This is a genomic window from Actinomycetospora cinnamomea, from assembly GCF_003096675.1.
Taxonomy (GTDB): domain Bacteria; phylum Actinomycetota; class Actinomycetes; order Mycobacteriales; family Pseudonocardiaceae; genus Actinomycetospora; species Actinomycetospora cinnamomea.
Genome location: NZ_QEKW01000029.1, coordinates 1 through 25,809, shown reverse-complemented (window position 1 = coordinate 25,809; position 25,809 = coordinate 1). Strand labels below are relative to the sequence as shown.

Annotated in this window: 18 protein-coding genes and 1 pseudogene; 13 read left to right on the top strand and 6 right to left on the bottom strand. The window is 74.6% G+C overall.

The window, feature by feature from the left end:
• The first annotated feature begins 70 nt into the window (after nucleotides 1-70).
• The 4 genes from secD (at nucleotide 71) to C8D89_RS27435 (ending at nucleotide 6,554) form a co-directional block, all read left to right on the top strand.
• Nucleotides 71-1,861 carry a protein translocase subunit SecD gene (gene secD, locus C8D89_RS27450; RefSeq protein WP_116711324.1) on the top strand — a complete coding sequence of 597 codons (1,791 nt, stop codon included), beginning with the start codon at nucleotides 71-73 and terminating at the stop codon, nucleotides 1,859-1,861.
• Complete coding sequence (gene secF, locus C8D89_RS27445) at nucleotides 1,858-3,273, top strand: protein translocase subunit SecF (protein WP_116711323.1); 1,416 nt, start codon at nucleotides 1,858-1,860, stop codon at nucleotides 3,271-3,273. Before secD ends, secF begins: the two co-directional genes overlap by 4 nt.
• Nucleotides 3,270-3,818, top strand: a complete 549-nt coding sequence (locus C8D89_RS27440) for an adenine phosphoribosyltransferase (protein ID WP_243418430.1) — start codon at nucleotides 3,270-3,272, stop codon at nucleotides 3,816-3,818. Before secF ends, C8D89_RS27440 begins: the two co-directional genes overlap by 4 nt.
• A gap of 252 nt (nucleotides 3,819-4,070) precedes the next feature.
• Complete coding sequence (locus C8D89_RS27435) at nucleotides 4,071-6,554, top strand: RelA/SpoT family protein (RefSeq protein WP_243418429.1); 2,484 nt, start codon at nucleotides 4,071-4,073, stop codon at nucleotides 6,552-6,554.
• Nucleotides 6,555-6,569: 15 nt separating this feature from the next.
• Here the strand turns inward: C8D89_RS27435 and C8D89_RS27430 are convergent, their stop codons facing one another.
• Nucleotides 6,570-7,865 (bottom strand): AI-2E family transporter, encoded by a 1,296-nt coding sequence (locus tag C8D89_RS27430; protein ID WP_116711322.1) that lies wholly within the window; start codon nucleotides 7,863-7,865, stop codon nucleotides 6,570-6,572.
• A gap of 86 nt (nucleotides 7,866-7,951) precedes the next feature.
• On the opposite strand from C8D89_RS27430, the gene pyk reads away from it, so the two are divergent.
• Complete coding sequence (pyk, locus tag C8D89_RS27425; protein ID WP_116711321.1) at nucleotides 7,952-9,370, top strand: pyruvate kinase; 1,419 nt, start codon at nucleotides 7,952-7,954, stop codon at nucleotides 9,368-9,370.
• A complete protein-coding gene (locus C8D89_RS27420; protein WP_243418428.1) occupies nucleotides 9,367-10,572 on the top strand; it encodes a MalY/PatB family protein in 1,206 nt (401 codons plus the stop codon). The genes pyk and C8D89_RS27420 overlap by 4 nt, the downstream gene beginning before the upstream one ends.
• A gap of 37 nt (nucleotides 10,573-10,609) precedes the next feature.
• On the opposite strand, the gene C8D89_RS27415 is transcribed toward C8D89_RS27420, so the two are convergent.
• Nucleotides 10,610-12,577 carry an FAD-binding and (Fe-S)-binding domain-containing protein gene (locus C8D89_RS27415; protein ID WP_341477340.1) on the bottom strand — a complete coding sequence of 656 codons (1,968 nt, stop codon included), beginning with the start codon at nucleotides 12,575-12,577 and terminating at the stop codon, nucleotides 10,610-10,612.
• A 6-nt stretch (nucleotides 12,578-12,583) separates the two neighbouring features.
• The gene (locus C8D89_RS31020) at nucleotides 12,584-13,576 is read right to left on the bottom strand and encodes an FAD-binding oxidoreductase (protein ID WP_341477339.1); all 993 of its coding nucleotides are present in this window, start codon (nucleotides 13,574-13,576) and stop codon (nucleotides 12,584-12,586) included.
• Nucleotides 13,577-13,682: 106 nt separating this feature from the next.
• Between C8D89_RS31020 and C8D89_RS27410 the strand changes: the two genes are divergently transcribed.
• Genes C8D89_RS27410 through C8D89_RS27400 form a run of 3 tightly spaced genes read left to right on the top strand, consistent with a single transcriptional unit; the run spans nucleotide 13,683 to nucleotide 15,271 of the window.
• A complete protein-coding gene (locus C8D89_RS27410; RefSeq protein WP_165825971.1) occupies nucleotides 13,683-14,111 on the top strand; it encodes a CoA-binding protein in 429 nt (142 codons plus the stop codon).
• A complete protein-coding gene (locus C8D89_RS27405; RefSeq protein WP_133252089.1) occupies nucleotides 14,108-14,617 on the top strand; it encodes an STM3941 family protein in 510 nt (169 codons plus the stop codon). Before C8D89_RS27410 ends, C8D89_RS27405 begins: the two co-directional genes overlap by 4 nt.
• Nucleotides 14,618-14,659: 42 nt before the next feature.
• On the top strand, nucleotides 14,660-15,271 hold the full coding sequence (locus C8D89_RS27400; RefSeq protein WP_116711318.1) for a protein-L-isoaspartate(D-aspartate) O-methyltransferase: 612 nt from the start codon (nucleotides 14,660-14,662) through the stop codon (nucleotides 15,269-15,271).
• Nucleotides 15,272-15,314: 43 nt separating this feature from the next.
• On the opposite strand, the gene treZ is transcribed toward C8D89_RS27400, so the two are convergent.
• Entirely contained in the window at nucleotides 15,315-17,048 is a 1,734-nt protein-coding gene (gene treZ, locus C8D89_RS27395; RefSeq protein ID WP_243418427.1) for a malto-oligosyltrehalose trehalohydrolase, read from the bottom strand.
• Nucleotides 17,049-17,177: 129 nt separating this feature from the next.
• On the opposite strand from treZ, the gene C8D89_RS27390 reads away from it, so the two are divergent.
• Complete coding sequence (locus C8D89_RS27390) at nucleotides 17,178-22,385, top strand: ATP-binding protein (protein WP_116711316.1); 5,208 nt, start codon at nucleotides 17,178-17,180, stop codon at nucleotides 22,383-22,385.
• A gap of 1 nt (nucleotide 22,386) precedes the next feature.
• On the opposite strand, the pseudogene C8D89_RS27385 reads toward C8D89_RS27390, so the two are convergent.
• Nucleotides 22,387-22,518, bottom strand: a pseudogene (locus tag C8D89_RS27385) (DNA-binding response regulator); the annotation flags it as partial.
• 86 nt (nucleotides 22,519-22,604) lie between these two features.
• Here C8D89_RS27385 and C8D89_RS27380 point away from each other — a divergent pair.
• Nucleotides 22,605-23,645, top strand: coding sequence for an aldo/keto reductase (locus C8D89_RS27380; RefSeq protein ID WP_116711315.1), 1,041 nt, complete (start codon nucleotides 22,605-22,607; stop codon nucleotides 23,643-23,645).
• Nucleotides 23,646-23,649: 4 nt separating this feature from the next.
• On the opposite strand, the gene C8D89_RS27375 is transcribed toward C8D89_RS27380, so the two are convergent.
• A complete protein-coding gene (locus C8D89_RS27375) occupies nucleotides 23,650-24,438 on the bottom strand; it encodes an intradiol ring-cleavage dioxygenase (protein ID WP_116711342.1) in 789 nt (262 codons plus the stop codon).
• Nucleotides 24,439-24,555: 117 nt separating this feature from the next.
• Between C8D89_RS27375 and C8D89_RS27370 the strand changes: the two genes are divergently transcribed.
• Nucleotides 24,556-24,735, top strand: coding sequence for a hypothetical protein (locus tag C8D89_RS27370; RefSeq protein WP_116711314.1), 180 nt, complete (start codon nucleotides 24,556-24,558; stop codon nucleotides 24,733-24,735).
• A gap of 10 nt (nucleotides 24,736-24,745) precedes the next feature.
• Nucleotides 24,746-25,684 carry a ferric reductase-like transmembrane domain-containing protein gene (locus C8D89_RS27365; RefSeq protein ID WP_116711313.1) on the top strand — a complete coding sequence of 313 codons (939 nt, stop codon included), beginning with the start codon at nucleotides 24,746-24,748 and terminating at the stop codon, nucleotides 25,682-25,684.
• The last annotated feature ends 125 nt before the right edge of the window (nucleotides 25,685-25,809 follow it).

Sequence of the window (25,809 nt, the reverse complement as noted above, 5' to 3'; positions counted from 1 at the left end):
GGGCCCGGCGCCTACCCTCGCGACGAGCCCCTCCCCGGCTGACCCACCCGAGCAACTGGAGCAACGCAGCGTGGCCCCTCCGACCGTCCGCTTCCGGCCAGGGCGCTACCTCGCCGCCTTCGTGGTGATCGTGGCGACGCTGTACGGGCTGGTGTTCTTCACCGGGGACGGGTCGCCGACGCCGAAGCTCGGCATCGACCTGCAGGGCGGCACGCGGGTGACGCTCACGGCGCGCACGGAGACGGGTGCGGCGCCGACGCCCGACCAGCTCGATCTCGCGCGGCAGATCATCGACCAGCGCGTCAACGGGCTCGGCGTCAGCGGAGCCGAGGTCGTGCAGGACGGCTCCAACCTCGTCATCACCGTGCCCGGCGAGGAGGGCGACCAGGCGCGCTCGCTCGGGCAGACCGCCCGGTTGTTCTTCCGCCCGGTCATCGGCGGCCCGATCCCGGCCGGCCCCCAGCCGGGCGCGCCGGGCCAGCCAGGGGCCACCGCGCCGGCCCCGGGCGGGGGGACGGGGGCCGGGACGCCCGGCCAGTCACCGGCGGGCCAGAGCACACCGATCGCCGCGTCCGAGGCCGGGCAGCCGGCCCAGCCGCCCGTGCCGGCGCCGCCACCGGGCGACCCGGGCACGTCCGCCGACCCCCGGCAGGCCCAGGCCATCGCCGAGGCCAAGGCGCTGCGCCAGAGCGAGGACCCGGCGGTGCAGGAGCAGGCCGCGCTGGCCCTGGACTGCTCCGTCGAGGATCCGCTGCGCGGCTACGACGACCCGACCCGGCCGTTGGTCACCTGCAACCGCGAGGGCACCGAGAAGTACCTCCTGGGTCCGGCGATCCTCTCGGGCACCGACGTCGCCAGCGCCACCCCGAACCCCAACCCGCAGGGCGTCGGCTGGGTCATCAACCTGGCGTTCAAGAGCGAGGCCGCGAGCACCTGGGCCGACTACACCAGCGCGAACGTCAACAACCTGAACGCGGTCGTGCTCGACTCGCAGGTGGTGTCGGCGCTGCGCATCGTGCAGCCCCTGCTGGACGGCCAGGCCCAGATCTCCGGCAACTTCAACCAGGAGTCGGCCACCGACTTCGCCAACATCCTGCGCTACGGCTCCCTGCCGCTGTCGTTCGACGTCTCCGAGGCACAGACCGTGTCGGCGACGCTGGGGCTGGCCTCGCTGCAGGCCGGGCTCATCGCCGGCGTCGTCGGCCTGATCCTGGTGTTCGCCTACTCGCTGTTCTACTACCGCGCCCTCGGCGTGCTGACGATCCTGTCGCTGATCCTGTCCGGGCTGGTCGTCTACGCCGTGCTCGTCCTGCTCGGACGCGGCATCGGGTTCACGCTCGACCTCGCCGGGGTCGCGGGGTTCATCGTCGCGATCGGCATCACGGCGGACTCCTTCGTCGTCTTCTTCGAACGGATCAAGGACGAGGTCCGCGAGGGCCGCAGCTTCCGTTCGGCGGTGCCCCGCGGGTGGTTGCGAGCACGGCGGACGATCCTGTCCGCGGACGCCGTGAGCTTCCTCGCCGCGGTCGTGCTCTACGTGCTCGCCGTCGGCCAGGTCAAGGGCTTCGCCTTCACCCTGGGCATGTCCACCGTCCTCGACCTCATCGTGGTGTTCCTCGTGACCCACCCGCTCCTGGCGCTGGCGTCCAACTCCCGCCTGTTCTCCAGCCCGGCGTGGTCGGGCCTCGGCGAGGCGGTGCGCCACGGGCGTCGCCCGGGCGCGCCCGGCCCGCCGCGTCCCGGGGGACGCCGTCCGGCGCCCGCCGGTGCGGGCAACGGCACGGGCAGGGGTGCGGGCACCGGCACGGGCAGCGGCACCGGGTCGGCCCGTGGTCGCGCCGGACGCGGGGGTGCGCGATGACCCGCCCCACCGGCCGGCGCCGCGCGCAGGACCGGGACGACCGGCCCGCGGACGACCGTCTCGACGAGGACGTCCTCGATGACGACCGTCCCGCCGACGAGTCCGTGGACGCGCCCGCGGACGAGGTCCGGGACGACCCGACGGACGACCACACCGACGACGATTCCACCGACCGCCGTCGACCGGCGAAGCGCAGCCGGCTCGAGATGCTCTACCGCGGCAACGGCGGCCTGGACATCGTCGGCCGGAAGCGGACCTGGTACGCGATCTTCGGCGCCGCGATCGTCATCTGCGTCCTGTCGATGATCATCCGGGGCTTCAACTTCGGCATCGACTTCGAGGGCGGCACGAGCGTCCAGATGCCGGCCACCGGGGCCACCGGGCCGATCGCGACCCAGGAGGTCGAGCAGACCTACACCGACGCGCTGGGCTTCCCGCCCACCTCGGTGCAGACCGCGGGCCAGGGCGACACCGCCACGGTGCTCATCCGCTCCGAGAGCCTCGACATCGGGCAGGTCGTCACGCTGCGCGAGGCGCTGTTCGAACGGTTCCAGCCACTCGGTGCGTCGGGCGCGCCGGATCCGAACGCGATCTCCGACAGTGCGGTCAGCGCGAGCTGGGGCGGCGAGATCACGCAGCAGGCGCTCATCGCGCTCGCGGTGTTCCTCGTGCTCGTGACGATCTACCTGTCGTTCTACTTCGAGCGACGGATGGCGTTCGCGGCGATGGTGGCGCTGGCCAACGACATCATCATCACCGCAGGCGTCTACTCGCTCGTGGGCTTCGAGGTCTCGCCGGCCACGGTGATCGGCCTGTTGACCATCCTCGGGTTCTCGCTCTACGACACGGTCGTCGTGTTCGACAAGGTCCGCGAGAACACCCGCGGGCTGCTCGGGCTGACGCGGCGCACGTACGCCGAGGCCGCGAACCTCGCGGTCAACCAGACACTCATGCGCTCGCTCAACACGTCACTGATCGCCGCGCTCCCGCTCATGGGGCTGTTCGTCGTCGGTGTCGTGCTGCTCGGGGTCGGCGTGCTCGGCGACCTCGCGCTCGTCCAGCTCGTCGGCACCGTCGTCGGGGCCGCGTCGTCGGTGCTGCTCGCGACGCCGATCGTCGCCGACCTCGCGATGCGCGACCGGCGGTGGGCCCAGCAGGCCGAGAAGGTCGCCGCGCGCCGGGCCAAGGCCGCCCGCCGCGCCGCGGGCGGATCCGAGGACGCGGCGGACGGTGCGGTATCGGCCACCGGTCCGGCCACCGATGTCCTCGACACCCGCGAGGTCGCGACGGCCGGGGCCCGGACCGGGGGCGCCCGCGCGGCCGGGGCGGACCGGGGGGCCCGGTCGGCGCCCCGGCCCGGGGCACGCCCGTCCGGCAAGGGCGCGCGGCCGTCGGGGAAGCGCCGCCGGTGACCGCGCCCGGCACGGACACCGCCGACCTCGATCTCGTCGCCGGCCTCCTGCGCGACGTCCCCGACTTCCCGACGCCCGGGATCCGCTTCTGGGACCTCACCGCGCTGCTCGCCGACGGGCCGGGGCTCGCCGCCACCACGCGGCTGCTCGGGGCACCTGCACGCGAGGGTGAGGGCGCCGACGTCGTCGTCGGGATCGAGGCCCGCGGGTTCCTGTTGGGCGCCGCGGTCGCGCACGCGCTGGGCGTGGGCGTCGTCGCGGTGCGCAAGGAGGGCAAGCTGCCCGCGGTCGCGGCGCGCGAGTCCTACGACCTCGAGTACGGGTCGGCGGTGCTCGAGCTGCCTCGCGGTGTCCTGCACCCGGGGACGCGGGCGCTGCTCGTCGACGACGTCCTGGCCACCGGCGGCACGGCGGCCGCGGCGTGCGCGCTGGTCGAGGGCGAGGGGGCGACGGTGGCCGGCGTCTCGGTCGTGCTCGAGCTCCCCGCGCTCGACGGCCGTTCCCGCCTGGACGACCACCGCGTCCACGCCCTGCTCGCGCGCTGACCCGTCCCGGCCGCCGCGACCGCTCGTCCGCTCCCCGGGCTCCGGACGACCGGCCGCCGGACCGCCCGTCGCGCGGCCCGGTGTGACGAGGTCGTGGTGCGGGCACCATCCACGCGTACCGATCGCGGGCGACCGATCGTCCGATCGGGACCCGACCGACCGGACACGTCGCGCCCGCGGAGATACGCTGGATGGATTCCGGACGGCGGCGGGCGCGGGCCCGCGGCTCGTCCGGAGGGGAGGGGACGACGCGTGAGCCAGGACGTCGACGCCACCGGCACGCCGACCGCCACGGAGCCGGGCTCCCGGCCCGATCCGGGCTCGTCGTCGGGTGCCGGGTCCGAGGCGTCCGCCAACGGCTCCGCGCGCGAGGACGCGGTCCTCCGGGCCGCCGGCCTCTCGCCGACCCCGCCGGTCAGCACCACCCGTCCGCCGTCGGCCACCCGCCGGGTCCGGGCCCGCATCGCGCGGCGCATCACCGCCCAGCGCTCCGGGGTCGTCAAGCCGGTGCTCGAGCCGCTCGCCGCCGTCCACCGCGAGCTGCACCCGTCGGCCGACATGGCCACGCTCCAGCGGGCCTACGACACCGCCGAGCGCTTCCACGACGGGCAGATGCGCAAGAGCGGCGACCCCTACATCACACACCCGCTGGCCGTGGCGACCATCCTCGGCGAGCTCGGGATGGACACCACGACGCTGGTCGCGGCGCTGCTGCACGACACCGTCGAGGACACCGACTACGCGCTGGACAAGCTCTCGGCAGACTTCGGGGCCGAGGTGGCCCACCTGGTGGACGGCGTCACCAAGCTCGACAAGGTCCAGCTCGGCGCGGCCGCGGAGGCCGAGACGATCCGCAAGATGGTCGTGGCGATGGCCCGCGACCCGCGCGTGCTCGTCATCAAGCTGGCCGACCGGCTGCACAACATGCGCACGATGCGCTTCCTCAAGCCGGAGAAGCAGGCCAAGAAGGCCCGCGAGACCCTCGAGGTGCTCGCCCCGCTGGCCCACCGGCTGGGGATGTCGACGGTCAAGTGGGAGCTCGAGGACCTCGCGTTCGCGATCCTGCACCCCAAGCGCTACGACGAGATCGTCCGCCTCGTCGCCGACCGCGCGCCCAGCCGCGACACCTACCTGCGCACCGTGATCGACGAGGTGTCCGGCCAGCTCACCGAGGCGCGGATCAAGGCCGAGGTGCTCGGTCGACCGAAGCACTACTACTCGATCTACCAGAAGATGATCGTCAAGGGGAAGGACTTCGACGACATCCACGACCTGGTGGGCGTGCGGGTGCTCGTCGAGGACGTGCGCGACTGCTACGCGGCGATGGGCATGGTCCACGCGCTGTGGCAGCCGATGCCCGGGCGGTTCAAGGACTACATCGCCCAGCCGCGGTTCGGGGTCTACCAGTCGCTGCACACCACCGTGATCGGGCCGGACGGGCAGCCGCTCGAGGTGCAGATCCGCACCCACGAGATGCACCGCACCGCCGAGTACGGCATCGCGGCGCACTGGCGCTACAAGGAGACCAGGAACAGCGGGGCCGCCCACAAGCACGCCGAGAAGGGTGGCGGTTCGGGCGACGGGACGCTCGAGCTCGACGAGATGGCCTGGATGCGCCAGCTCCTCGACTGGCAGCGCGAGGCCGCCGACCCCGGCGAGTTCCTCGAGTCCCTGCGCTACGACCTCGCCACCCGCGAGATCTTCGTGTTCACGCCCAAGGGCGACGTCATCACGCTGCCCAGCGGCTCCACGCCGGTCGACTTCGCCTACGCGGTGCACACCGAGGTCGGCAACAAGTGCATCGGCAGCCGCGTCAACGGCCGGCTGGTCGCCCTCGAGCGCGAGCTCGAGAACGGCGAGGTCGTCGAGATCTTCACCTCGAAGGCCGAGAGCGCCGGGCCGTCGCGCGACTGGCTGGCGTTCGTCGCCTCCCCGCGGGCCAAGCAGAAGATCAAGCAGTGGTTCGCCAAGGAGCGCCGCGAGGAGGCGATCGAGGGCGGCAAGGAGGCCATCACCCGAGAGGCGCGGCGCACCGGCCTGCCGTTGCAGCGCCTCGTGTCCGCCGACTCGATGACGGCGCTGGCCCACGAGCTGCGCTACCAGGACGTCTCGGCCCTCTACGCCGCCGTCGGCGAGCACCACGTGTCGGCCCGCCACGTCGTCCAGCGCCTCGTCGCGCTGCTCGGCGGCGTCGAGCAGAACGAGGAGGAGCTCGCCGACCGGGCCACCCCGTCGACCGTCCAGCGCCGGAGGGGCACCGGCGACGTCGGTGTCGTCATCGACGACATGGAGGGTGAGGCGGCCGACTCGTCCGACGTGTGGATCAAGCTGGCCCGGTGCTGCACGCCGGTGCCCGGCGACGGCATCCTCGGCTTCGTCACCCGCGGCGGCGGGGTCAGCGTGCACCGCACCGACTGCACCAACGCCGACGACCTGCGCAGCGAGCCCGACCGCCTGGTCAACGTGCACTGGGCGTCCTCGTCGAGCGCGCTGTTCCTCGTCGCCATCCAGGCCGAGGCGCTCGACCGGCACCGCCTGCTCTCCGACATCACCAAGGTCCTCGCGGACGAGAAGGTCAACATCCTGTCCGCGTCGGTCACGACCTCGCGCGACCGCGTCGCGGTCAGCCGGTTCTCCTTCGAGATGGGCGACCCCAAGCACCTGGGCCACGTGCTCAAGGCCGTGCGCAACGTCGAGGGCGTCTACGACGTGTACCGGGTGACGTCGGCCAGCTAGCCGGCGCCGTCCGGGTCAGGCGTCGCGCCTGCGGATGAGGCCGGCGAGGCGGCCCCGGAGAGGGGAGGGCGAGGCGTCGCCGCCCAGCCACTCCGGGCGGGCGGAGTGCGGGTCGAGCGGGTCGACGGTCGCCGGGTCGAGGTCCGCGTCGGACGGGCGCACCAGGGACCGGACGCCGGCGTCGACCACCGTCACCAGCGGCACCGCCAGCAGCGCGCCGGGGACGCCGTAGAGGACCAGGCCACAGGCGATCGGCAGCACGACCGCGAGCGGGTGCAGCTTGATCGACCGCCCGAGCAGGAGGGGCTGGAGGATGTAGCCCTCGAGGTTCTGCACCAGCAGCAGCAGGGCGACGACGAGCAGCGCGTCGGTGAGCCCGCCGCTGACCAGCGCGACGAGGACCGCGACGACGCCGGACACCACGGCGCCCAGCGTGGGCACGAAGGCCCCGAAGAAGATCAGCGCCGCCAGCGGGACGACCAGGGGGACGCCGATGAGCCACAGCCCGACGCCGGCGGTGATCGCGTCGGCGGCCGCGACGAGGATCGTCGCGCGGGTGTAGCCGACGAGGGACGCGAACGCCCGGCGGCCGGCGACGTCGGCCCGGTCGCGGGCGGCCTGCGGCACGCCCGCGAGCACGAAGCGCCAGACGACCCTGCCGTTGTAGATGAAGAAGATGAGCGTGAAGAGGGTCAGCAGCATCTCGGCGAACAGTTCGCCGACCGTGCCCACGGCGCCGATCGCGCTGGACGCGAGCGCGGCCTGGCTGGACTGCAGGTAGGCGATCGCCTGGTTGCCGATGGCGGTGAACTGCTCGTTGCCCAGCCGCAGCGGCCCGGTCCGCAGCCACTCCTGGATGGCGGTGAGGCTCGCGGTGAGCTGGGTGGTCAGGTCCGGCAGCCCGGAGATGAACGCGAGCACGACGCCGTAGAACACCCCGCCGACGACGGCGATGCCGGCGACGAGCACGAGGGCCGTCGCCAGTGCGTGCGGCACGCCCCGGAAGCGCCGGGAGAGCGCGTGGGCCTCGGGAGCCAGCAGGGACGCCGCGATGACGGCGAGCACCACCGGCACGAGGACCGCCGAGAGCAGGCCCATGACGTAGACCACGACCGCGCCCGCCGCCGCGATCAGCAGCACCCGCCAGGCCAGGCCGCTGGCGATCTCCAGCGCAACCGGCACCTCCCACCGGCGCAGCGGGCGCACGGTCGCTCCGGGCAGGTCACCGACATCCCGTGGCGGCTCCCGCCCGGGCGCGCCGCCGTCCTCGTGACCCTCGGCGGGGTCGGCGGGGGTGGACGACGCGGCCATCGGACCACCGTAGTCCCGCGCGCCGAGCGTGGATCGGCCTCGCGGCGGCGTCGCTGGATCGGTGCAGGACCGCCTAGCATGGCCGGGTGAGCCGACGAGCCAAGATCGTGTGCACGCTCGGGCCGGCGACGTCGTCACCCGAGGCCACCCGCGACCTCGTCCGTGCCGGCATGGACGTCGCCCGCCTCAACTTCAGCCACGGCAGCCACGCGGAGCACGAACGGGTCTACCGCCTCGTTCGCGAGGCGGCCGACGCCGAGGGTCGCGCGGTCGGTGTCCTCGCCGACCTCCAGGGTCCGAAGATCCGCCTGGGGACGTTCCGCGACGGCCCGCAGACCTGGGCGACGGGCGAGACCGTCCGCATCACCACCGAGGACGTCGAGGGCACCCACGACCGGGTCTCCACCACCTACTCCGGCCTCGCCGACGACTGCCGCGTCGGGGAGTCGCTGCTGGTCGACGACGGCAACGTCGCCCTCGAGGTGACCGCGGTGGAGGGCCGCGACGTCGTCGCCCGGGTGCTCGAGGGCGGGCGCGTCTCCGACCACAAGGGCATCTCGCTGCCGCACACCGCGGTGTCCGTGCCGGCGATGAGCGACAAGGACGAAGCCGACCTGCGCTTCGCGCTGGGGCTGCGCGTCGACATGATCGCGCTGTCGTTCGTGCGCTCGCCGGCGGACGCCGAGCTGGTCCACAAGATCATGGACGAGTACGGCGCGCGGCTCCCGGTGATCGCGAAGCTGGAGAAGCCGGAGGCCGTCGACGCGCTCGAGGCGATCGTGCTCGCCTTCGACGCGGTCATGGTGGCCCGGGGCGACCTGGGCGTCGAGCTCGCGCTCGAGGACGTGCCGCTGGTGCAGAAGCGGGCGGTGCAGATCGCGCGCGAGAACGCCAAGCCGGTGGTCGTCGCCACGCAGATGCTCGAGTCGATGATCCACAACTTCCGGCCGACGCGGGCCGAGGCCTCCGACGTCGCCAACGCGGTGCTCGACGGCGCCGACGCGGTGATGCTCTCGGGGGAGACCAGCGTCGGCTCCTACCCGATCGAGACGGTCCAGACGATGTCCCGCATCGTCGCCGCGGTCGAGGTCGGGCCGGCGTCGGTGCCGCCCATCCAGCACGTCCCGCGCACCCAGCGCGGCGTCGTCACCACCGCGGCCCGCGACATCGGCGAGCGGCTCAACGCCCGGGCGCTGGTGGCGTTCACGCGCACCGGCGACACGGTGCGCCGTCTCGCGCGCCTGCACACGCGGCTGCCGGTGCTGGCGTTCACCCCGATCCCCGAGGTGCGCAGCCAGCTCGCGCTCAGCTGGGGCGTCGAGACGTTCCTCGTGCCGTGGGCCGACACCACCGACGCGATGATCCGCCAGGTCGACGCGTCGCTGCTGGAGATCGGGCGCTTCGCCGCGGGCGAACTGGTGGTGATCGTGTCCGGCTCGCCGCCGGGCACGGTCGGCAAGACCAACCTGCTGCGCGTGCACAAGATCGGCGAGGACAGCCGTTGACGCGGCTCGTGACCACTGCGGGTCCGGCGAGCCACCGCTTCGACGCCCTCACCGCCGAGCACATGCGTGCCGGCGGGTCGTGGAAGTGGTCGACCCCGGGGGAGTGGCACGGGCCGGACGGTCGGCACGGCCTGATCGGCGCGTTCGTCGCGGAGATGGACTACCCGGTGGCCGAGGCCGTCGCCGACGCGGTGCGGGCGTGCGCCGAGGGCTCGCGGTTCGGCTACCTGCCGGACGCGTGGGTGGCCGACATGGCCGCGGCGTGCGCGGCCTTCTGGGGCGAGCGGTTCGGGTGGGCGCCCGACCCCGCGAGGGTGCGCCCCGTGCCCGACGTGCTCACCGCCTTCACCGCCACCGTCCGGCACTTCAGCCGCCCGGGCAGCGCGATCGTGCTGCCGACGCCGGCCTACATGCCCTTCCTCACCGTGCCCGGGATGATCGACCGGGAGCTCGTCCAGACGCCGATGCCCTGGGTGGGCGGGCGGTTCGTGCTCGACCTGGACGCGATCGACCGGGCGTTCGCCGCGGGGGCGGGGCTGCTCGTGCTCACCAATCCCCACAACCCGACCGGCCGCGTGTTCTCCGACGCCGAGCTCGCGGAGGTGACCGAGGTCGTCGAGCGCCACGGCGCGCGTGTGTTCGCCGACGAGATCCACGCACCGCTGACCTTCGGCGGCGCCCGGCACCGGCCCTACGCGGCCACGTCCGACGCCGCCGCGGCGCACACGGTCACGGCGACCTCGGCGTCGAAGGCCTGGAACACCCCGGGGCTCAAGTGCGGCCAGGTGATCCTGTCCAACGAGGCCGACGCGGCGCACTGGGCGGCCACCGGCTACCTCGCCGAGCACGGCACGGCGACGCCGGGGGTGCTGGCGACGACCGCGGCGTACCGGGAGGGCGGCGCCTGGCTCGACGAGGTGCTGGCCTACCTCGAGGGCAACCGTGCCCTGCTCGCCGGGACCGACCTGCCCGGTCTCGACGTCATCGTGCCCGACGGCACCTACCTGGCGTGGCTCGACGCCCGCGGCCTCGGGCTCGGCGAGCCCCCATCGGCGTTCTTCGCCCGCGAGGCGGGCGTGGTCATGACCGACGGCGCCGCCTGCGGCGAGGCCGGCCGTGGGGGCGTGCGCCTCAACCTCGCCATGGCCCGCCCCGTCCTCGCCGAGGCCCTCGACCGCCTGCGCGCCGCCCTACGTGCGTGATCTTCTGAGCTATAGCTCAGAAGATCACGCACGTAGGTCACCAGGGGAGGGGCTCGTCGTCGGGGAGGCCGGCGGCGAGGAGCGAGGCGAGGTGGTCGCCGCGGCGTGCGGTGAGCTGGTCGATCTGGGTGCGGCAGGAGAAGCCGTCGGCGACGACGGCGGTGGCGGCGTCGGCGGCACGCACACGGGGCAGCAGCACCTGCTCGCCGCAGGCCACCGACACCTCGTAGTGCCCCTGCTCGAACCCGAAGTTGCCGGCCAGCCCGCAGCACCCCGAGTCGAGCACCTCCACCCGCGCGCCCGCCCGCTCCAGCACCGCGGTCTCGGCACCGTAGCCGCCGGTGGCGTGCTGGTGGCAGTGCTGCTGGACGATCACCTCGCGCCCGTCCAGCCCCGGCGGGGTCCAGTCGGGCGCGCGCTCGGCCAGCAGACGCCCCAGCGTCGTCGTCGCCGCCGCGATCGCGTCGGCGCGGGGGCCGGGCAGCAGGTTGGGCGCGTCGTCGGTGAACACCGCGGTGCAGCTGGGCTCGAGGCCGACGATCGGCATCCCGTCGCCCACGGCCGGGGCGAGCGCGTCCAGCGTCCGGCCCAGCACCCGGGCGGCGACGTCGAGCTGGCCCGTCGTCACCCAGGTCAGCCCGCAGCAGAGCTCCCGGTCGGGCACGCGGACGGTGAAACCCGCGGCCTCCAGCACCCGCACCGCGTCGGCGCCCGCGCGGGGGTGCAGGAACTCGGTGAACGTGTCCGGCCAGAGCAGCACCTCGCCGCGCGTCGCCGTGCCGCCCTGCGGGAAGGGCCCGCGGGCGCGGTACCAGTGCGCGAACCGCGGGGTGGCGAACGTCGGGATCGCACGGCGGGCGTCGATGCCGCCGGCGCGCTGGAGCAGGCCCGCGGCCCGCGACGACGTCAGGCGGTTGACCAGCGGCGCGAGCGGTGACGCGACCCGGGCGAGGGCGGGCAGCCAGCCCATCGACAGGTGCGAGCGCGGGCGGCGCCACGGCCGACCCTCATAGTGGTGGTGCAGGAACTCGGCCTTGTAGGTGGCCATGTCGACGTTGACCGGGCAGCCGGACAGGCAGCCCTTGCACGCCAGGCACAGGTCCAGCGCGTCGCGGACCTCGGTCGAGCGCCAGCCGGAGCGGATCGGCGAGTCGGCGTGGCCGCGCAGCATCTCCCACAGCAGCCGCGCGCGACCCCGCGTGGAGTGGTGCTCCTCGCCGGTGACGCGGTACGAGGGGCACATGACCATCCCGCCAGCACCATCGGTCGCTCGGCACCGGCCGACCCCGATGCAGCGCTCGACGGCGCGGGTGAAACGGCCGTCATCGGACGGGTAGGCGAACGCCGACGCCGGGTCGGCGGGCGAGTAGTCGGCGCCGACGTGCAGGTGCTCGTCGAGGCGGTTCGGGCGGACGAGCTTGCCCGGGTTCATCCGGTTGCGGGGATCGAAGAGCGCCTTCACCGACTCGAACGCGGCCACCAGCTCCGGGCCGTACATCCGCTCGAGGAGCTCGCCGCGCGACTGGCCGTCGCCGTGCTCGCCCGACAGCGACCCGCCGTACTCCACGCACAGGTCCGCCGAGCGCTCCATGAACGACCGGTAGGCCGCGATTCCCGCCGCCGAGCCGAGGTCGAACGGGATGCGTGTGTGGATGCACCCGTGTCCGAAGTGCCCGTAGATCGCGGTGCCCTCGGTGAAGCCGTACTCCTCGACGAGCGCCACCCACTCCGCGAGGTAGTCCGCGAGACGGTCGGTGGGCAGGGCCGCGTCCTCCCAGCCCTCGTAATTGTCCTGCCCTGTGCGGGGATCGCGGGCGGAGACGGCGAGCGCGGACTCCCGGATGCCGAAGAGCTCGGCCTGCGCGGCGGGGTCGGTGACGGTGAGGATCGAGCAGGTCCCCCCCAGCGCGTCGGCCAGCGCCCGCGCGCGCTCCGCGACCCGCTCGGGGTCGTCGTCGCGGATCTGGACCATGAGCCAGCTGTGTCCCGGCGGCATCGCGGCCATCGCGCGCTAGTGCACGCCCTTGGCCCGCTCGAACTCGACGATGACGCGGTCGATCGACTCCAGGAAGTGCGGGGCGTGCGGCAGGATCGCCGGCACGCAGCGCGCGGCGGCGACGACGTCGTCGAAGCCGAGCACCACCATGGCGGTGTGCCGGGCCTCGGTGACGAGGTCCAGCTCGGCGTGCAGCACCGTCACCAGGGTCGACTCGGACCCGACCAGCGCGCGGGCGAGGTCGAACCCGGTACCGTCGGCGTCCGGGCCCGGCACCAGGTCGTCGAGGTTGTAGCCCGACACGCGCCGGGGGATGTCGGGGAAGCGCTCGGCGACCAGGGCGGCGTGGTCGGAGGCGATCGCCCGCAGGCCCCGGTAGATCTCGGCGCGCCGCCCGCCGGCGGCATGGATCGCCGCGTACTCCTCCTCCGACGTCGGCCCGACCCACATCCGCAGGCCGTCGTAGGTCAGCACCTCGAGGCGTCGCACGTTGTCGGCGACCTTGCCGAAGACCTGCGCGGTCGAGCCGCAGGAGTTGTTGCCGATCATCCCGCCGAGCGTGCAGCTGACGTGGGTGGCGGGCTTCGGGCCGTAGATCAGCGGGCCGGGCAGGGCGGCGTTGAGGTCGTCGAGCTTGATCCCGGGCTCGACGACGCAGGTGCGGGCGTCGGCGTCGACCGAGACCAGGCGGGTGCAGTACTTGGACCAGTCGATCACCACGGCGGCGTTGCAGCACTGCCCGGCGAGGCTCGTCCCGCCGCCGCGCGAGAGCACCGGGACGTCGTGCTCGCGGCAGACCGCCAGCGCCTCGACCCCGGCGTCGATCGAGCGCGGGACGACGACGCCGATCGGCACCTGGCGGTAGTTCGACGCGTCGACGGCGTAGGCGGCCCGGGAGCCGGCGTCGAACCGGACCTCGCCGTCCACCCGCGCGGCCAGGTCGCGGGCGAGCGCCTCCTCCGGGCTCGCGGTGCGGGTGCGCGGTGAGGGCAGGTCGACCGTGGCCACCCGCCGACCTTCGCCACCGGCCCGGTGGGGCGCAACCCGGGCGCTACGTGCGTGATCTTCTGAGCTATAGCTCAGAAGATCACGCACGTGCGGGAGGATGAGACACGTGGGGACCGGGGTGCTGGACGACGCCGCGGTCGGCGCGCTGCTCACGCGCGTCGAGCGCGTGGCGGTGCTCGGCGTGTCCGACCGCTTCACCCGCCCCAGCTTCCGGCTCGCGGCCTACCTGCTCGACCGCACGGCCTGGGTCGTCGACCTGGTGAACCCCCACGTCGTCGAGACGCTCGGGCGGCTGTGCGCGCCGGCGCTCGCCGACGTGCCCCCTCCCGACCTGGTCGTCGTCTTCCGGGCCCCGGCGGCCTGGGACGGCGTGGTCGACGAGGTCGCCGCGGCCGGGGGCGCCGCGGTGTGGCTGCCGTCCGGCGTGGCCGACGAGGACGCGACCGCGCGCACGCTCGCCCGCGCCCGCGCCGCCGGGCTTGTCGCCGTCGCCGACCGGGACCTGCGTGCCGAGCACCAGCGGTGGTGCGCGTGAGCCCGGCGATCTCCCGCGAGCCCGACCGCATCGAGGTCCGCGCGCCCCGCGCCGCCCCGATGGCCACGCTGGCGATGAGCGTGGTGGGCGTCGCCGCCGGGGTGTGGCTGCTGGTCTCGGGCGGCGCGGGGAACGTCGTGCTCGGTGTCGTGCTCCTCGCGTTCTTCGGGGTCGGCGCGATCCGGGCGCTGCTGCGCCTGGTGAAGGGACGCGCCCTGCTCGTGGCGACACCCGACGGCGTCGACGACGGCGGGTCCGTGGTGGCGGCCGGCTTCCTGCCGTGGTCGGAGATCGGGACGATCGAGGTCCTGCCCGGGCGCGGCGGCGGGATGCTCGTCATCGGGGTCCGCGACCCCGAGGCGGTGTTGGCCCGCACGAGCCCGGCGCGGGCACGCGTCGGTCGAGCGCAGGCGGGGCGGCTCGGCAGCCCCGTGGTCCTGCCGCCGACGGTCCTGCCCGTGCCGGCTGAGGAGCTCGCCGCGGATCTGGAGCGCCTGCGGCCCTGAGGACCGTGTGCTGCGGGCGCGGCATCGGGTACGAATCCGGGCATGACCGACCACGACCGGCGACGCGCGGCGATGGTCGCCGAGCTGCGCCGCCAAGGGGTCGGCGACGAGCGGGTGTGGGCGGCGATGGCCGTGGTACCGCGTCACCGGTTCGTGCCCGCGCACCTCGCCGGGGAAGCCTACGGTCAGGGGCCTCTGCCGATCGCGTCCGGCCAGACGATCTCGGCGCCGGCGATCGTCGCCGCGATGGCCGCGGCGCTGGAGCTCACCGGCCGCGAGCGCGTCCTCGAGGTGGGCGCCGGCAGTGGCTACGCCGCGGCGGTGCTCTCGCGCTGCGCCCGGGAGGTGCTGGCGATCGAGTACCACCCCGCGCTCGCCGCCGCCGCCCGCGACGCCCTGGCCGCGACGGGCCACGACGTCGAGGTGCGGTGCGGCGACGGGCGGCTCGGCGCGCCGGACCGGGCACCGTTCGACGCGATCTCGGTGGCCGCGATGGCCGAGGGCGAGGTGCCCGCCGCGCTGCTCGAGCAGCTCACCGACGACGGCGTGCTCGTCTGCCCCGTCGGGCACGGCCGCCACGGCGACCTCGTCCGGATGCGCCGCGGCGGCGAGACCGAACGGCTCATGCCCGTCTCGTTCGTCCCTTTGCTCTAGCGAGCGTGTGCGCGCTCTCCCGTGCCCAGGCACGGGAAAGCGCTCACACGCGCGTCAGCGCAAAGGACTCCGGCGGGAGGGTCAGGGTGTCGGGGGCGGTCTCGACGCCCGAGGGGGCGCAGAGCACCTCGCGCGCGGCGACGGGCAGCGTCGCCGGCCCGTCGCCGAGGTTGACCGCCAGCCGCAACGTCCCCCGGTGCACGACGAGCGTGCGGGCCCCGGGGTCGTGGTCGACGTGCACGCGGTCGAGGTGCGGGTCGGTGAGCTCGGGGTGGGCGCGGCGCAGGGCGATGAGGTCCCGGTGCACCGCGAGCAGCCAGGCGTGGGGCTCGCGATCGGGCTCCGACCAGTCCAGCCGCGAGTCCTCGAACGTCGACGGGGCCGTCGGGTCGGGCACGTCGGAGGCGCCCCATCCGTGCTCGGCGAACTCCGAGCGACGCCCCTCGCGCACCGCGGCCTGCAGCTCCGGGTCCTCGAAGCCCACGAAGAACGCCCACGGTGTGCGGGCGCCCCACTCCTCGCCCATGAACAGCATCGGCGTGTAGGGCGAGCACAACACCAGCGCGGCCCCGCACGCCAGCAGCCCGGGCGAGAGCGACGCGGCGAGCCGGTCGCCGGCGGCGCGGTTGCCCACCTGGTCGTGGTCCTGCAGGTAGGCCAGGAACCGGTGGCCCGGGATGGTGAGCACGTCGACGGGCCGGCCGTGCGTGCGCCCGCGGAACGTCGACCACGTCCCGGCGTGGTGGAACGGGTGGCGCAGCACGCCCGCGAGCACGTCGAGGGATCCGAAGTCGACGTAGTAGCCCTGCGTCTCCCCGGTGAGCGAGGAGTGCAGTGCGTGGTGGATGTCGTCGCACCACTGCGCGTCCAGCCCGTAGCCGCCCGCCTCGCGCGGCGTGATCAATCGCGGGTCGTTGAGGTCGGACTCCGCGATCAGCGTCAACGGGCGGCGCAGGTGCGCCGAGAGCGTCTGCACGTGCTGGGCCATCTCCTCGAGCAGGTGGGTGGCCCGCGCGTCGCGCAGGGCGTGCACCGCGTCGAGGCGCAGGGCGTCGACGCCGTAGTCGCGCAGCCACATCGTGACGTTGTCGAGGATGTAGGCCCGCACGGTGTCCGAGCCCGGCCCGTCGAGGTTGAGCGAGGGCCCCCACACGTTCTCGCCGAGGAAGTACGGCCCGAAGCGGTCGAGGTAGGCCCCGGACGGCCCCAGGTGGTTGTAGACGACGTCGAGCACGACGCCCAGTCCGCGGGCGTGGCAGGCGTCGACGAAGCGGCGGAACGCCGCCGGCCCGCCGTAGTTCTCGGTGACCGCGTACCAGAGCACGCCGTCGTAGCCCCAGCCACGCGTGCCGTCGAAGGCGTTGACGGGCAGCACCTCGACGAAGTCGACGCCGAGCTCCACGAGGTGGTCGAGCCGCTCCTCGGCCGACGCGAACGTCCCGCCGGGGGTGAACGTGCCGACGTGCATCTCGTAGATCACCGACCCGGGCAGGGACCGCCCGGTCCAGACCGCGTCGGCGGGGGAGGGCTCGACCTCGACGAGCCGCGACGGCGCGTGCACCCCGTGCGGCTGCCAGCGCGACCGCGGGTCGGGCAGCGGCTCGCCGCCGTCGAGGGAGAAGGCGTAGTCGGTGCCCGGGCCCGCGCCGGGCACCGTCACCGTCCACCACCCGTCCTCGCCCGCGGTCATCGCCTCGGTACGGCCGTCCAGGACCAGGCCGACCGACGTGCGGTCGGGGGCCCACACCGCGAACTCGTGTGCCCTCTCGTCTGTCACGGCCGCAACCTTCCCGACGGGTCGGTGCCGCATGCGTGACATCGGCTCGGGATGATGGGGTATCGGGGAGAGGGCGGCCTCACCACGACGGCCACGCATCCCGACCGAGGTGCACGCGAAGGCGGTGACATGCGCGCGGAGTCCGCGGCGGACGAGGGTGCCCTCTTCGCGGGTGGTGGACGGGTCGGCGCGGACATGGCCGAGGTCGACTGGGCAGCGACGCCCCTCGGGCCGCCCGGCACGTGGCCGACGCCGTTGCGCACCACCGTGCGCACGCTGCTGACCTCCCGCTTCGCCATGTGGATGGCGTGGGGGCCCGAGCTCACCGTCTTCTACAACGACGCCTACTGGCGCGACACCCTGCAGTCGAAGCACCCGTGGGCGCTGGGCAAGTCGATCCGGGTGATCTGGTCGGAGATCTGGCCGGACATCGAGCCGCGGATCGCCTCGGTGCTCGACACCGGGGTCGCCACCTGGGACGAGGACCTCCTGCTCTTCCTCGAGCGCAGCGGCTACCCCGAGGAGACCTACCACACGTTCTCCTACAGCCCGCTCGCCGACGACGAAGGTGCGGTGCGCGGCTTGCTCTGCGTGGTCACCGAGAGCACCGACCGCGTCGTCGGTGACCGGCGCATGGCGACACTGCGGGACCTGGCGACGGCCGTGGGTACGGCCCGCTCGCAGGCCGACGTGCTCGGCGCGGTCGAGCACGTGCTCGCGGCCAACGATCGCGACGTGCCCTTCGGGCTGGTCTACCTGTTCGACGAGGAGACCGGCACCGCCCGACTGGCCGCCGGCGCCGGTGCGGTGCGCGGGTCGGCCACGGCCCCCGAGGTGATCGAGCCCGGCGCCGGCCCGTGGCCGCTGGACCGGGCCACCGGCACGACCGTCGTCGACGACCTCGCGAGCCGGTGCGGGCCGGACGTCCCGTCCGGTGCGTGGGACCGCCCGCCGGCGCGCGCCGTCCTCGTGCCCCTGCCCGCCGCGCCCGGCCAGGGCACCGAGGGCGGGCCGGGGTCGTCCACCGCGGGCGTCCTCGTCGTCGGCGCCAACCCGCACCGGCCCCTCGACGAGCGCATGGCGAGCTTCCTGGAGCTGGTGGGCGGGCAGGTCGCCGCCGGTCTCGCGCGGGCCGGCAGCTACGAGGCCGAGCGCCGCCGCGCCGAGGCGCTCGCCGAGCTCGATCGCGCCAAGACCGACTTCTTCTCCAACGTCAGCCACGAGTTCCGCACGCCGCTGACGCTGATCATGGGGCCGGTCGAGGACCTGCGGGCGGCCGACGAGGTCGACCCGGAGCGCTGGCGCGCCGAGCTCGAGGTGGTGCACCGCAACGGCCAGCGCCTCGGACGCCTGGTCAACAGCCTGCTCGACTTCTCGCGGCTGCAGGCCGGACGGCACGAGGCCCACTTCGTGCCGATCGACCTCGCCACCGCGACCGCGGAGCTCGCCGGGGTGTTCCGTTCGGCGATGGAGCGCGCCGGGCTGGAGTACGTCGTCGACTGCCCACCGCTGCCGCGGCGGGTGCTGGTCGACCGGGACGCCTGGGAGAAGGTCGTCCTGAACCTCCTGTCCAACGCGCTGAAGTTCACCGTCGAGGGCCGGGTGACGGTGCGGCTGGAGGCGGCGGCCGACGCGGCGGTCCTGCACGTCACCGACACCGGCGTCGGGATCCCGGCCGACGAGCTGCCCCGCCTGTTCGAGCGCTTCCACCGCGTCGCGGGTGGTCGGGCCCGCTCGGGGGAGGGCAGCGGCATCGGCCTGGCCCTGGTGCGCGAGCTCGTCGCGCTGCACGGGGGCGAGGTGAGCGCCGAGAGCGAGACCGGCGCCGGCACCACGATGACCGTGCGCGTGCCGTTCGGCCGCGCGCACCTGCCCGCCGACCAGGTCACCGAGGACCCGGACGACACCGCGGACGTCCCGCCGCCGCCCTCGGCCGAGGCGGAGTCCTTCGTCTCCGAGGCGCTGCGCTGGCTGCCCGACGCCGAGCAGTCCGCGGACGCCCCGCCGGCCGCTCCGGCCGACGGAGCCAGGAGCGCGACGGGTGCCGCCGGCGGTCGGGTCCTCGTCGCCGACGACAACGCCGACATGCGCGCCTACCTGCAGCGGCTGCTCGCACCGCAGCACGAGGTCCGCCTCGCGGCGGACGGCGAGGAGGCGCTGCAGGCCGCGCTGGCCGACCCGCCCGAGATCGTCGTCTCCGACGTGATGATGCCCCGGCGCGACGGCCTATCCATGCTCGCGGCACTGCGGGACGACGAGCGCACGTCGCGGATCCCGGTGCTGCTGCTCTCCGCGCGGGCCGGGCAGGAGGCCGCCGTGGAGGGCCTCGCGGCCCGCGCCGACGACTACCTCGTCAAGCCGTTCACCGCCCCCGAGCTGCGGGCCCGGGTCGACGCCCATCTCCAGCTCGGGCGCGCCCGGCGCCGTGCCGAGGACCGGTTCACCGCGATGGCCGACCTCGCCCCGGCCATGATCTGGGTCGCCGATCCCGACGGCGGCCGCACCTTCCACAACGCCGGGTGGCGGCGGTTCACCGGGCGGGACGAGGGCGAGGAGCGCGGCGACGGGTGGCAGGACGGCCTGCACCCCGACGACCGCGACCGCTACCACGAGGTCACGGCGGCGGCGATGGCCGCGGGCGAGGGCTGGGAGATCGAGTTCCGCCTGCGCCGCGGCGACGGGGCCCACCACCGCGTCGTGGAGCACGCCGTCCCGCTGCCGGGCGAGGAGGGCGTGTCCGGCTGGGTCGGCAGCTGCGTCGACGTCAACGCGCGCGCCCTCGAGGCCGATCGCCACCGGCTGCTCGCCCGCGTCGGCGCCGAGCTCGACGGCGAGCCCGAGATGGTCGACCGCCTCGAGCGCCTCGTCCACGTGCTCGTGGACGTGGGGCTCGCCGAGCACGCCACGGTCCGGTCGGTCGGCGAGGACGGCCGGCCCGCGTGGGGGTGCGTGGCCGTCCCGTCGTGGGACGCCGGGCCGGGCGCCGGACCGGGCACGCCGCCGGCCAACTCCTCGTCGGCCACGCGGCGCACCGCGGCGGCCCCGGCGGACTCGGTCACCCGGGAGGAGCGCGAGGCCATCACGACCCGGGCGCCCGTCACGGCGGGCGCCACGCTGTCGCTGCCGCTGCTGGCGCGCGACCGAGCCGTGGCGGTGCTCACGCTGCAGCGTCACGCCGAGGCCCCGACCTGGGACGACGACGACCGCGGGCTCGTCGAGGAGGTCGCCGACCGCGCCGCCCTCGCCCTGGACAACGCGCTGCTGCTGGCCGAGGAGCGCGCGACGGCGGACCGGCTGGCACTGCTGCAGCGCGCGACCACCGAGCTCTCCGCCGCGGCCACCCCCACCCAGGTGGCCGAGGTGGCCGTGGAGCACCTCCAGGCCCTGTTCGGGTCCACCTCGCGCGTCGCGGTGTTCGAGTACGAGCCGGAGTCCGGGAATCTCGCGCTGCTCGTCGCCCGCAACGCCGAGGCGCCGTTCCTCGACCCGACACGGGAGACACCCTCGCTGGTGGGCGCCGCCGTCGACGGCGGCGAGCCGCTGTGGCTCCTCGGCGACCACGCCGCGTCCCTCGGCGGAGGAGGCGGGGAAGGAGCCGACGGGCGGGCCGGCTCGAGGCTCGACCCGGCGATCGTGGCGCGTCTGCGCGAGAGCGACGTCCGCGGGGCGATGGCGCTGCCGCTCGTGGCCGCGGGTATCCCGGTCGGCGCGATCAAGGTCGGCCTGGTCGACCGGGCGCGCATCTCGCGCACGGAACGCAACACGCTCATGGCGCTGGCCGAGCCGTGCGCGATGGCCCTGGACCGGGCCCGGCTCTACCGCGCCGAGCACCAGATCGCCGACACCCTGCAACGCAGCCTGCTGCCCCAGGCCCTGCCCACCGTCGACCGGCTCGGCCTGGCCGTGCGCTACATCCCCGGCGCCACGGGCACACAGGCCGGCGGCGACTGGTACGACGTCGTGGCGCTCGACGGCGACCGCGTCGCCGTCGCGGTGGGTGACGTCGTCGGGCAGGGCACGGCCGCGGCGGCGGTCATGGGCCAGCTGCGTACGGCGCTGAGCGGTTACCTGCTCGCCGGGCACGGTCCCGCCGAGGCCCTGGGCCTGCTCGACGGCCTCACCGCGCGCATCCCCGGCGCGCGGGCGTCCACGGCGATGTGCCTGATCCTGGACCTGCGCAGCGGCGCGCTGCGGTGGGCGCGCGCCGGGCACCTGCCGGCGCTGCTCGTGGCGCCCGCGAGCGACGGGGACGGGCCGGCCGTGCGCTACCTCGACGACCCGGCCGGCCACGGCCCGCTGCTGGGCCTGCCGCCGGACCGGCGCGGCCACGGCGAGGCCGTCGCCACGCTGGAACCGGGCGCGGCGCTGGTGCTCTACACCGACGGGCTCGTGGAGCGCCGCGGCGAGTCCCTCGACGACGGGCTCGCGCGGCTCGCCGAGGCGGCGCAGCGGCACCGGGACGCCGGGCCGGAGCCGCTGGCCAGCGCGCTGCTCGCCGACCTCGGCGGCCGCTCCGACGACGTCGCCCTCGTGGTCGCCCGGCTGCTGCCGCCGCCGCTGGAGATGCACCTGCCGGCGCAGCCCGAGTCGCTCTCGCTGCTGCGGCGGCGGGTCGCCCGCTGGGCTCGGGTCGCGGCCCTGCCCGCGGTCGCCCTCGACGACCTGCAGCTCGCGCTCGGGGAGTCGGCCACCAACGCCGTCGAGCACGCCTACCAGGACGTCGAGCCCGGGGTGGTCGACGTGCGCCTCGCGCGGTGCGCCGACGGCACGATCGAGGTCTCGGTGCGCGACCACGGCGCCTGGCGGCCGGTCCCCGCCGACCCGGGCTACCGCGGTCGCGGGCTGACGCTCGTCCGCGAGCTCACCCGCGAGACCGAGGTGACCCCGGCGGCCGACGGCGGCACGCGCGTGCGGTTCCTGTTCGACCCCGACGGGGCCGGCGGGCCCGACGCGCCCGAGACCCCGGACGACACCGACACCGAGCCCGACGCCGCATCCGGGACCGATCCGGCCGACGACACCGCACCGCCGCCGGCGGGGTCCCCGGCGACGGTCACGGTGCAGGACGACGCCGCCGGGCGCCGGATCGTGCTGCGCGGCGACCTCGACCTCGCCGCGGCGTCGAGCGCTCGGGAGCCCGTGCTCGACGCCGTCGACGTGGGCGACCACGTGGTCCTCGACCTGCGCGCGGTCGGCCACCTCGCGAGCGCCGGCGTCGGCCTCGTACTCGAGGCCCTGCAGCGCACGCGCGGGCGCGGCGCGCGGGCGGGCGTCCGCACGCGACCCGGCAGTCCGGCCGCCCGCGTCGTCGCGCTGGCGATGCCCGAGGAGGCCTGACTCACCCCGTCCCGCGGCCGAGCCCGGCCTCGCGGGCACGCACGATCGCCTCGGCGCGGTCGGCGACGTGGAGCTCGGTGAAGATGGCGGACACCACGTTGCGCACCGTCTTGGGCGACAGGAAGAGGCCGGAGGGCCCCGGTGCTCGCGTGGATCGAGCGGAGGGGTCCTTCGGCCATCTCACGTTCCGGGCCGGTCGGGCGGGGGCAACCGAGCGGCATGGAGTACCGCGCACTCGGACGGTCGGGGCTGAAGGTCTCGACGATGACCATGGGCACGATGACCTTCGGCGGCAAGGGCGGATTCTCCACGCTCGGGACCACCGACGTCGAGGGCGCGACGCGCCAGATCGACCTGTGCGTCGACCACGGAGTCAACCTCGTCGACACCGCCGACATGTATTCGGCGGGCGTGTCCGAGGAGATCGTCGGCCAGGCGACGAAGAACCACCGCGACGACCTGCTGCTCGCCACCAAGTGTCGCTTCCCCATGGGTGACGGGCCCAACGACGGCGGTGCGTCGCGCCAGCACATCGTGCGCAGCTGCGAGGACAGCCTGCGCCGGCTCGGTGTCGAGCACATCGACCTCTACCAGCTGCACGGCTGGGACGGGCAGACGCCGCTGGAGGAGACGCTCGAGGCGCTCGACACGCTGGTCCGCAAGGGCAAGATTCGCTACATCGGCTGCTCGAACTACTCGGCCTGGCACGTCATGAAGGCGCTCGGGGTGTCCGAGCGCGGGGAGTACCAGCGCTTCGTGTCCCAGCAGATCCACTACACGCTGCAGGCCCGCGAGGCCGAGAACGAGCTGGTGCCCGTGTCGATCGACCAGGGTCTCGGCATCCTCGTCTGGAGCCCGATCGCGGGCGGCCTGCTGTCGGGCAAGTTCCGCCGCGGGCAGGACGACCCGGAGACCTCGCGCCACCTCGGCGAGTGGTCCGAGCCGCCGGTCCACGACCGCGAGCGGCTCTACGACATCGTCGAGGTGGCCGCCGAGATCGCCGACGGCCACGGCGTCTCGGTCGCGCAGGTGGCCAACGCGTGGCTGCTGCACAAGCCCGGCGTGACCTCGCTCGTGATCGGCGCCCGCACCGAGGAGCAGCTGGCCGACAACCTGGGCGCCGCCGAGCTCGCCCTCACCTCCGACGAGGTCGGTCGCCTCGACGAGGTCTCGGCGATGCCGCTGCTCTACCCGTACTGGCACCAGAAGAACACGATCACCGACCGGCTCTCGCCGGCCGACGCGTCGCTGCTGACCTGACCGCTCACGCCACCGGGACGGTGAGGGCGGCGACCAGGCCGCGGGCGGGGTCGCCGCTCATCGCCGCCGTCTGGGCGCCGGCACCGTCGGCGAAGACGCCGTCGCTCGCCAGCGACACGTCGGCGAGGTTGCCGACGCTGTCCTCGTAGCCGGGCAGCGCGTAGACCTGCCGACACACGGCCTCGGGGAACGCCAGCTGCGAGGTGGTGATCGCGGCGTCGCCGCCCGTGGCGCGGGCGAGGTCCGGGTAGACCTCGAAGTGCACGTGCGGCCAGCGGCCCGCGTAGGCCGCCGGGAAGATGCTGGTGAACACCACGCGCCCGGCGGCGTCGGCGGGCTGCACGCCGCGGAGGTAGTTCTGGTCCTCGCGGTCGTAGAGGGAGTAGGCGCCCGAGCGGTCGCAGTGCCAGACGTACACCGCGGCCCCGGGGATCGCCGCGCCGGTGGCGGCGGAGGTGACCGTCAGGTCGAGGGTCAGCGGGACGCCCTCGGCGACACCGGAGAGCGAGCCGAAGCTCGGCCGGATGTCCCGGCGCACCACCCCGGCCTCGCGCAGCACGTTCGGCCCGTTGGTGCCGTCGCCGGGGATCGGGCCCGCCGTCTCCTGCGGGATCTCGCCGGGCGACCCCGGTTCGACGGCCCCGCCGGGCCCGCCGCCCTCGCCCCGGCCGGGTGCGCAGGCGGTGGCGAGCGCGACGCCCGCGAGGAGGGTGATCGCTCGGCGGCGCCCGAGCAGCCGGGGCAGGTCGGCCCGCAGGCCCCCGTCGTGGGCGTGGTGGTCGTCCGGCGTCATGGCGCCCAGCATGACCACAGCGGCTGAGCCCGCGCTGAACGTTCACGGCACCGCCCCCGAGGGCGTCACCCTGCGTGGTCGTCCATCCTGTGACGACCACGTCCAGGGAGGTCCGAGGTGTCCCGTCGCCGCACCACGAAGGCCGTGCAGCACGAGCAGAACAAGCGCACGATCGTCGAGCTGACCGCCTGGACCACGGTCGCGGCGGCGATGCTGGTGGTGGGGTTGCACGCGGCCATCTCGGCGTCGTCGACCGCCGCCGACGTCCCGCGCGTGACCACCGCCGAGTACCGCTGAGCGCTCGCCGGTGATCGAGCTCTGGAACGTCTCCCGGGCCCTCGGGCTGGTCGCGCTCCTGCTGCTGAGCGTCGTGATCGCCCTCGGTGCCCTGCACAACACGACGTCGGGCCGGGCCGGGCAGACGCTCCCGCGGTTCGTGCTGGTCGCGCTGCACCGCAACCTGGCGCTGATCACCGTGGTGTTCGTGGCGTTGCACGTCGCGGCGGTGATCGTGACGCCCTACCTCCCGTTGCGCTGGTACCACGTCGTCGTGCCCGGTTCCGCCGGGTTCAACCCGTGGCCGGTCGGGCTCGGGGCGGTCGCGCTGGACCTCCTGCTCGCGGTGGTGATCTCGAGCAGCCTGCGTCGATTCCTGTCCAAGCGCGCGTGGCTGGTCGTGCACTGGACCTCGTACGTGTGCTTCCCGGTGGCGGTGGCGCACGCCGTCGCCAACGCCTCCTTCCGCGGCGGGACGTGGTGGACACTGGTGGTGCCGCTGATCGGGACGGGCGTCGTCGTCGCGGCCCTGCTGCACCGGCGCTCGGTCCGCCGGCGTGGCCCGGTGCCGCTCGCCGCGCGCGGCCGGACCGACCCGGCCGAGGCCCGGCGCGCGGGTGACCACGCGACGGGCTCGCAGCCGGTGGTGGGGGACGGGCCGGGGCGCTCGGAGGGTGGGGGAGCGAGGGTCACCTCGGCTGCGTCGGGGGCAGCGGGGGACGCCCTCGCTGCGCAGGCCGAGCCGGGGTCGCGGGCGGACGGGGGCGAGGACGTCGAGCCGCCGCGTCCGCCGGGGACGGCGGTGCACGAGATGCGGGTGGTCGCACGGCCCGCGGAGCGTCCCGCCTCCCGAGGCCGACACGACGCCGACCCCGAGGACGACGCCGGCGCCGCGGCCCGGACCGACACGCTCGCCGGGCCGGAGGCACCGACCGTCGGGCTGCGGCCGCGACGACGCCGCCGGCAGTGATCAGCAGGCCGTCACGGTCGTCAGGGAGATGAGCTTGTTGCCAAATCGCGCGCCTCCCCCTGTTGATCTCCTTTGAGCGGGAGGATCTTGGGGTGGCAAAGAGGTATCGACCGGTGGATCGGGAT

What these genes read in the sequence shown, in the direction of transcription:
- secF (WP_116711323.1), top strand. Translation starts at nt 1,858, where the DNA reads ATGACCCGCCCCACCGGCCGGCGCCGCGCGCAGGACCGGGACGACCGG.
- C8D89_RS27430 (WP_116711322.1), bottom strand. Translation starts at nt 7,865, where the DNA reads ATGGCCGCGTCGTCCACCCCCGCCGACCCCGCCGAGGGTCACGAGGAC.
- C8D89_RS27415 (WP_341477340.1), bottom strand. Translation starts at nt 12,577, where the DNA reads ATGGCCGCGATGCCGCCGGGACACAGCTGGCTCATGGTCCAGATCCGC.
- C8D89_RS27400 (WP_116711318.1), top strand. Translation starts at nt 14,660, where the DNA reads ATGACCGACCACGACCGGCGACGCGCGGCGATGGTCGCCGAGCTGCGC.
- C8D89_RS27390 (WP_116711316.1), top strand. Translation starts at nt 17,178, where the DNA reads ATGCGCGCGGAGTCCGCGGCGGACGAGGGTGCCCTCTTCGCGGGTGGT.
- C8D89_RS27380 (WP_116711315.1), top strand. Translation starts at nt 22,605, where the DNA reads ATGGAGTACCGCGCACTCGGACGGTCGGGGCTGAAGGTCTCGACGATG.
- C8D89_RS27375 (WP_116711342.1), bottom strand. Translation starts at nt 24,438, where the DNA reads ATGACGCCGGACGACCACCACGCCCACGACGGGGGCCTGCGGGCCGAC.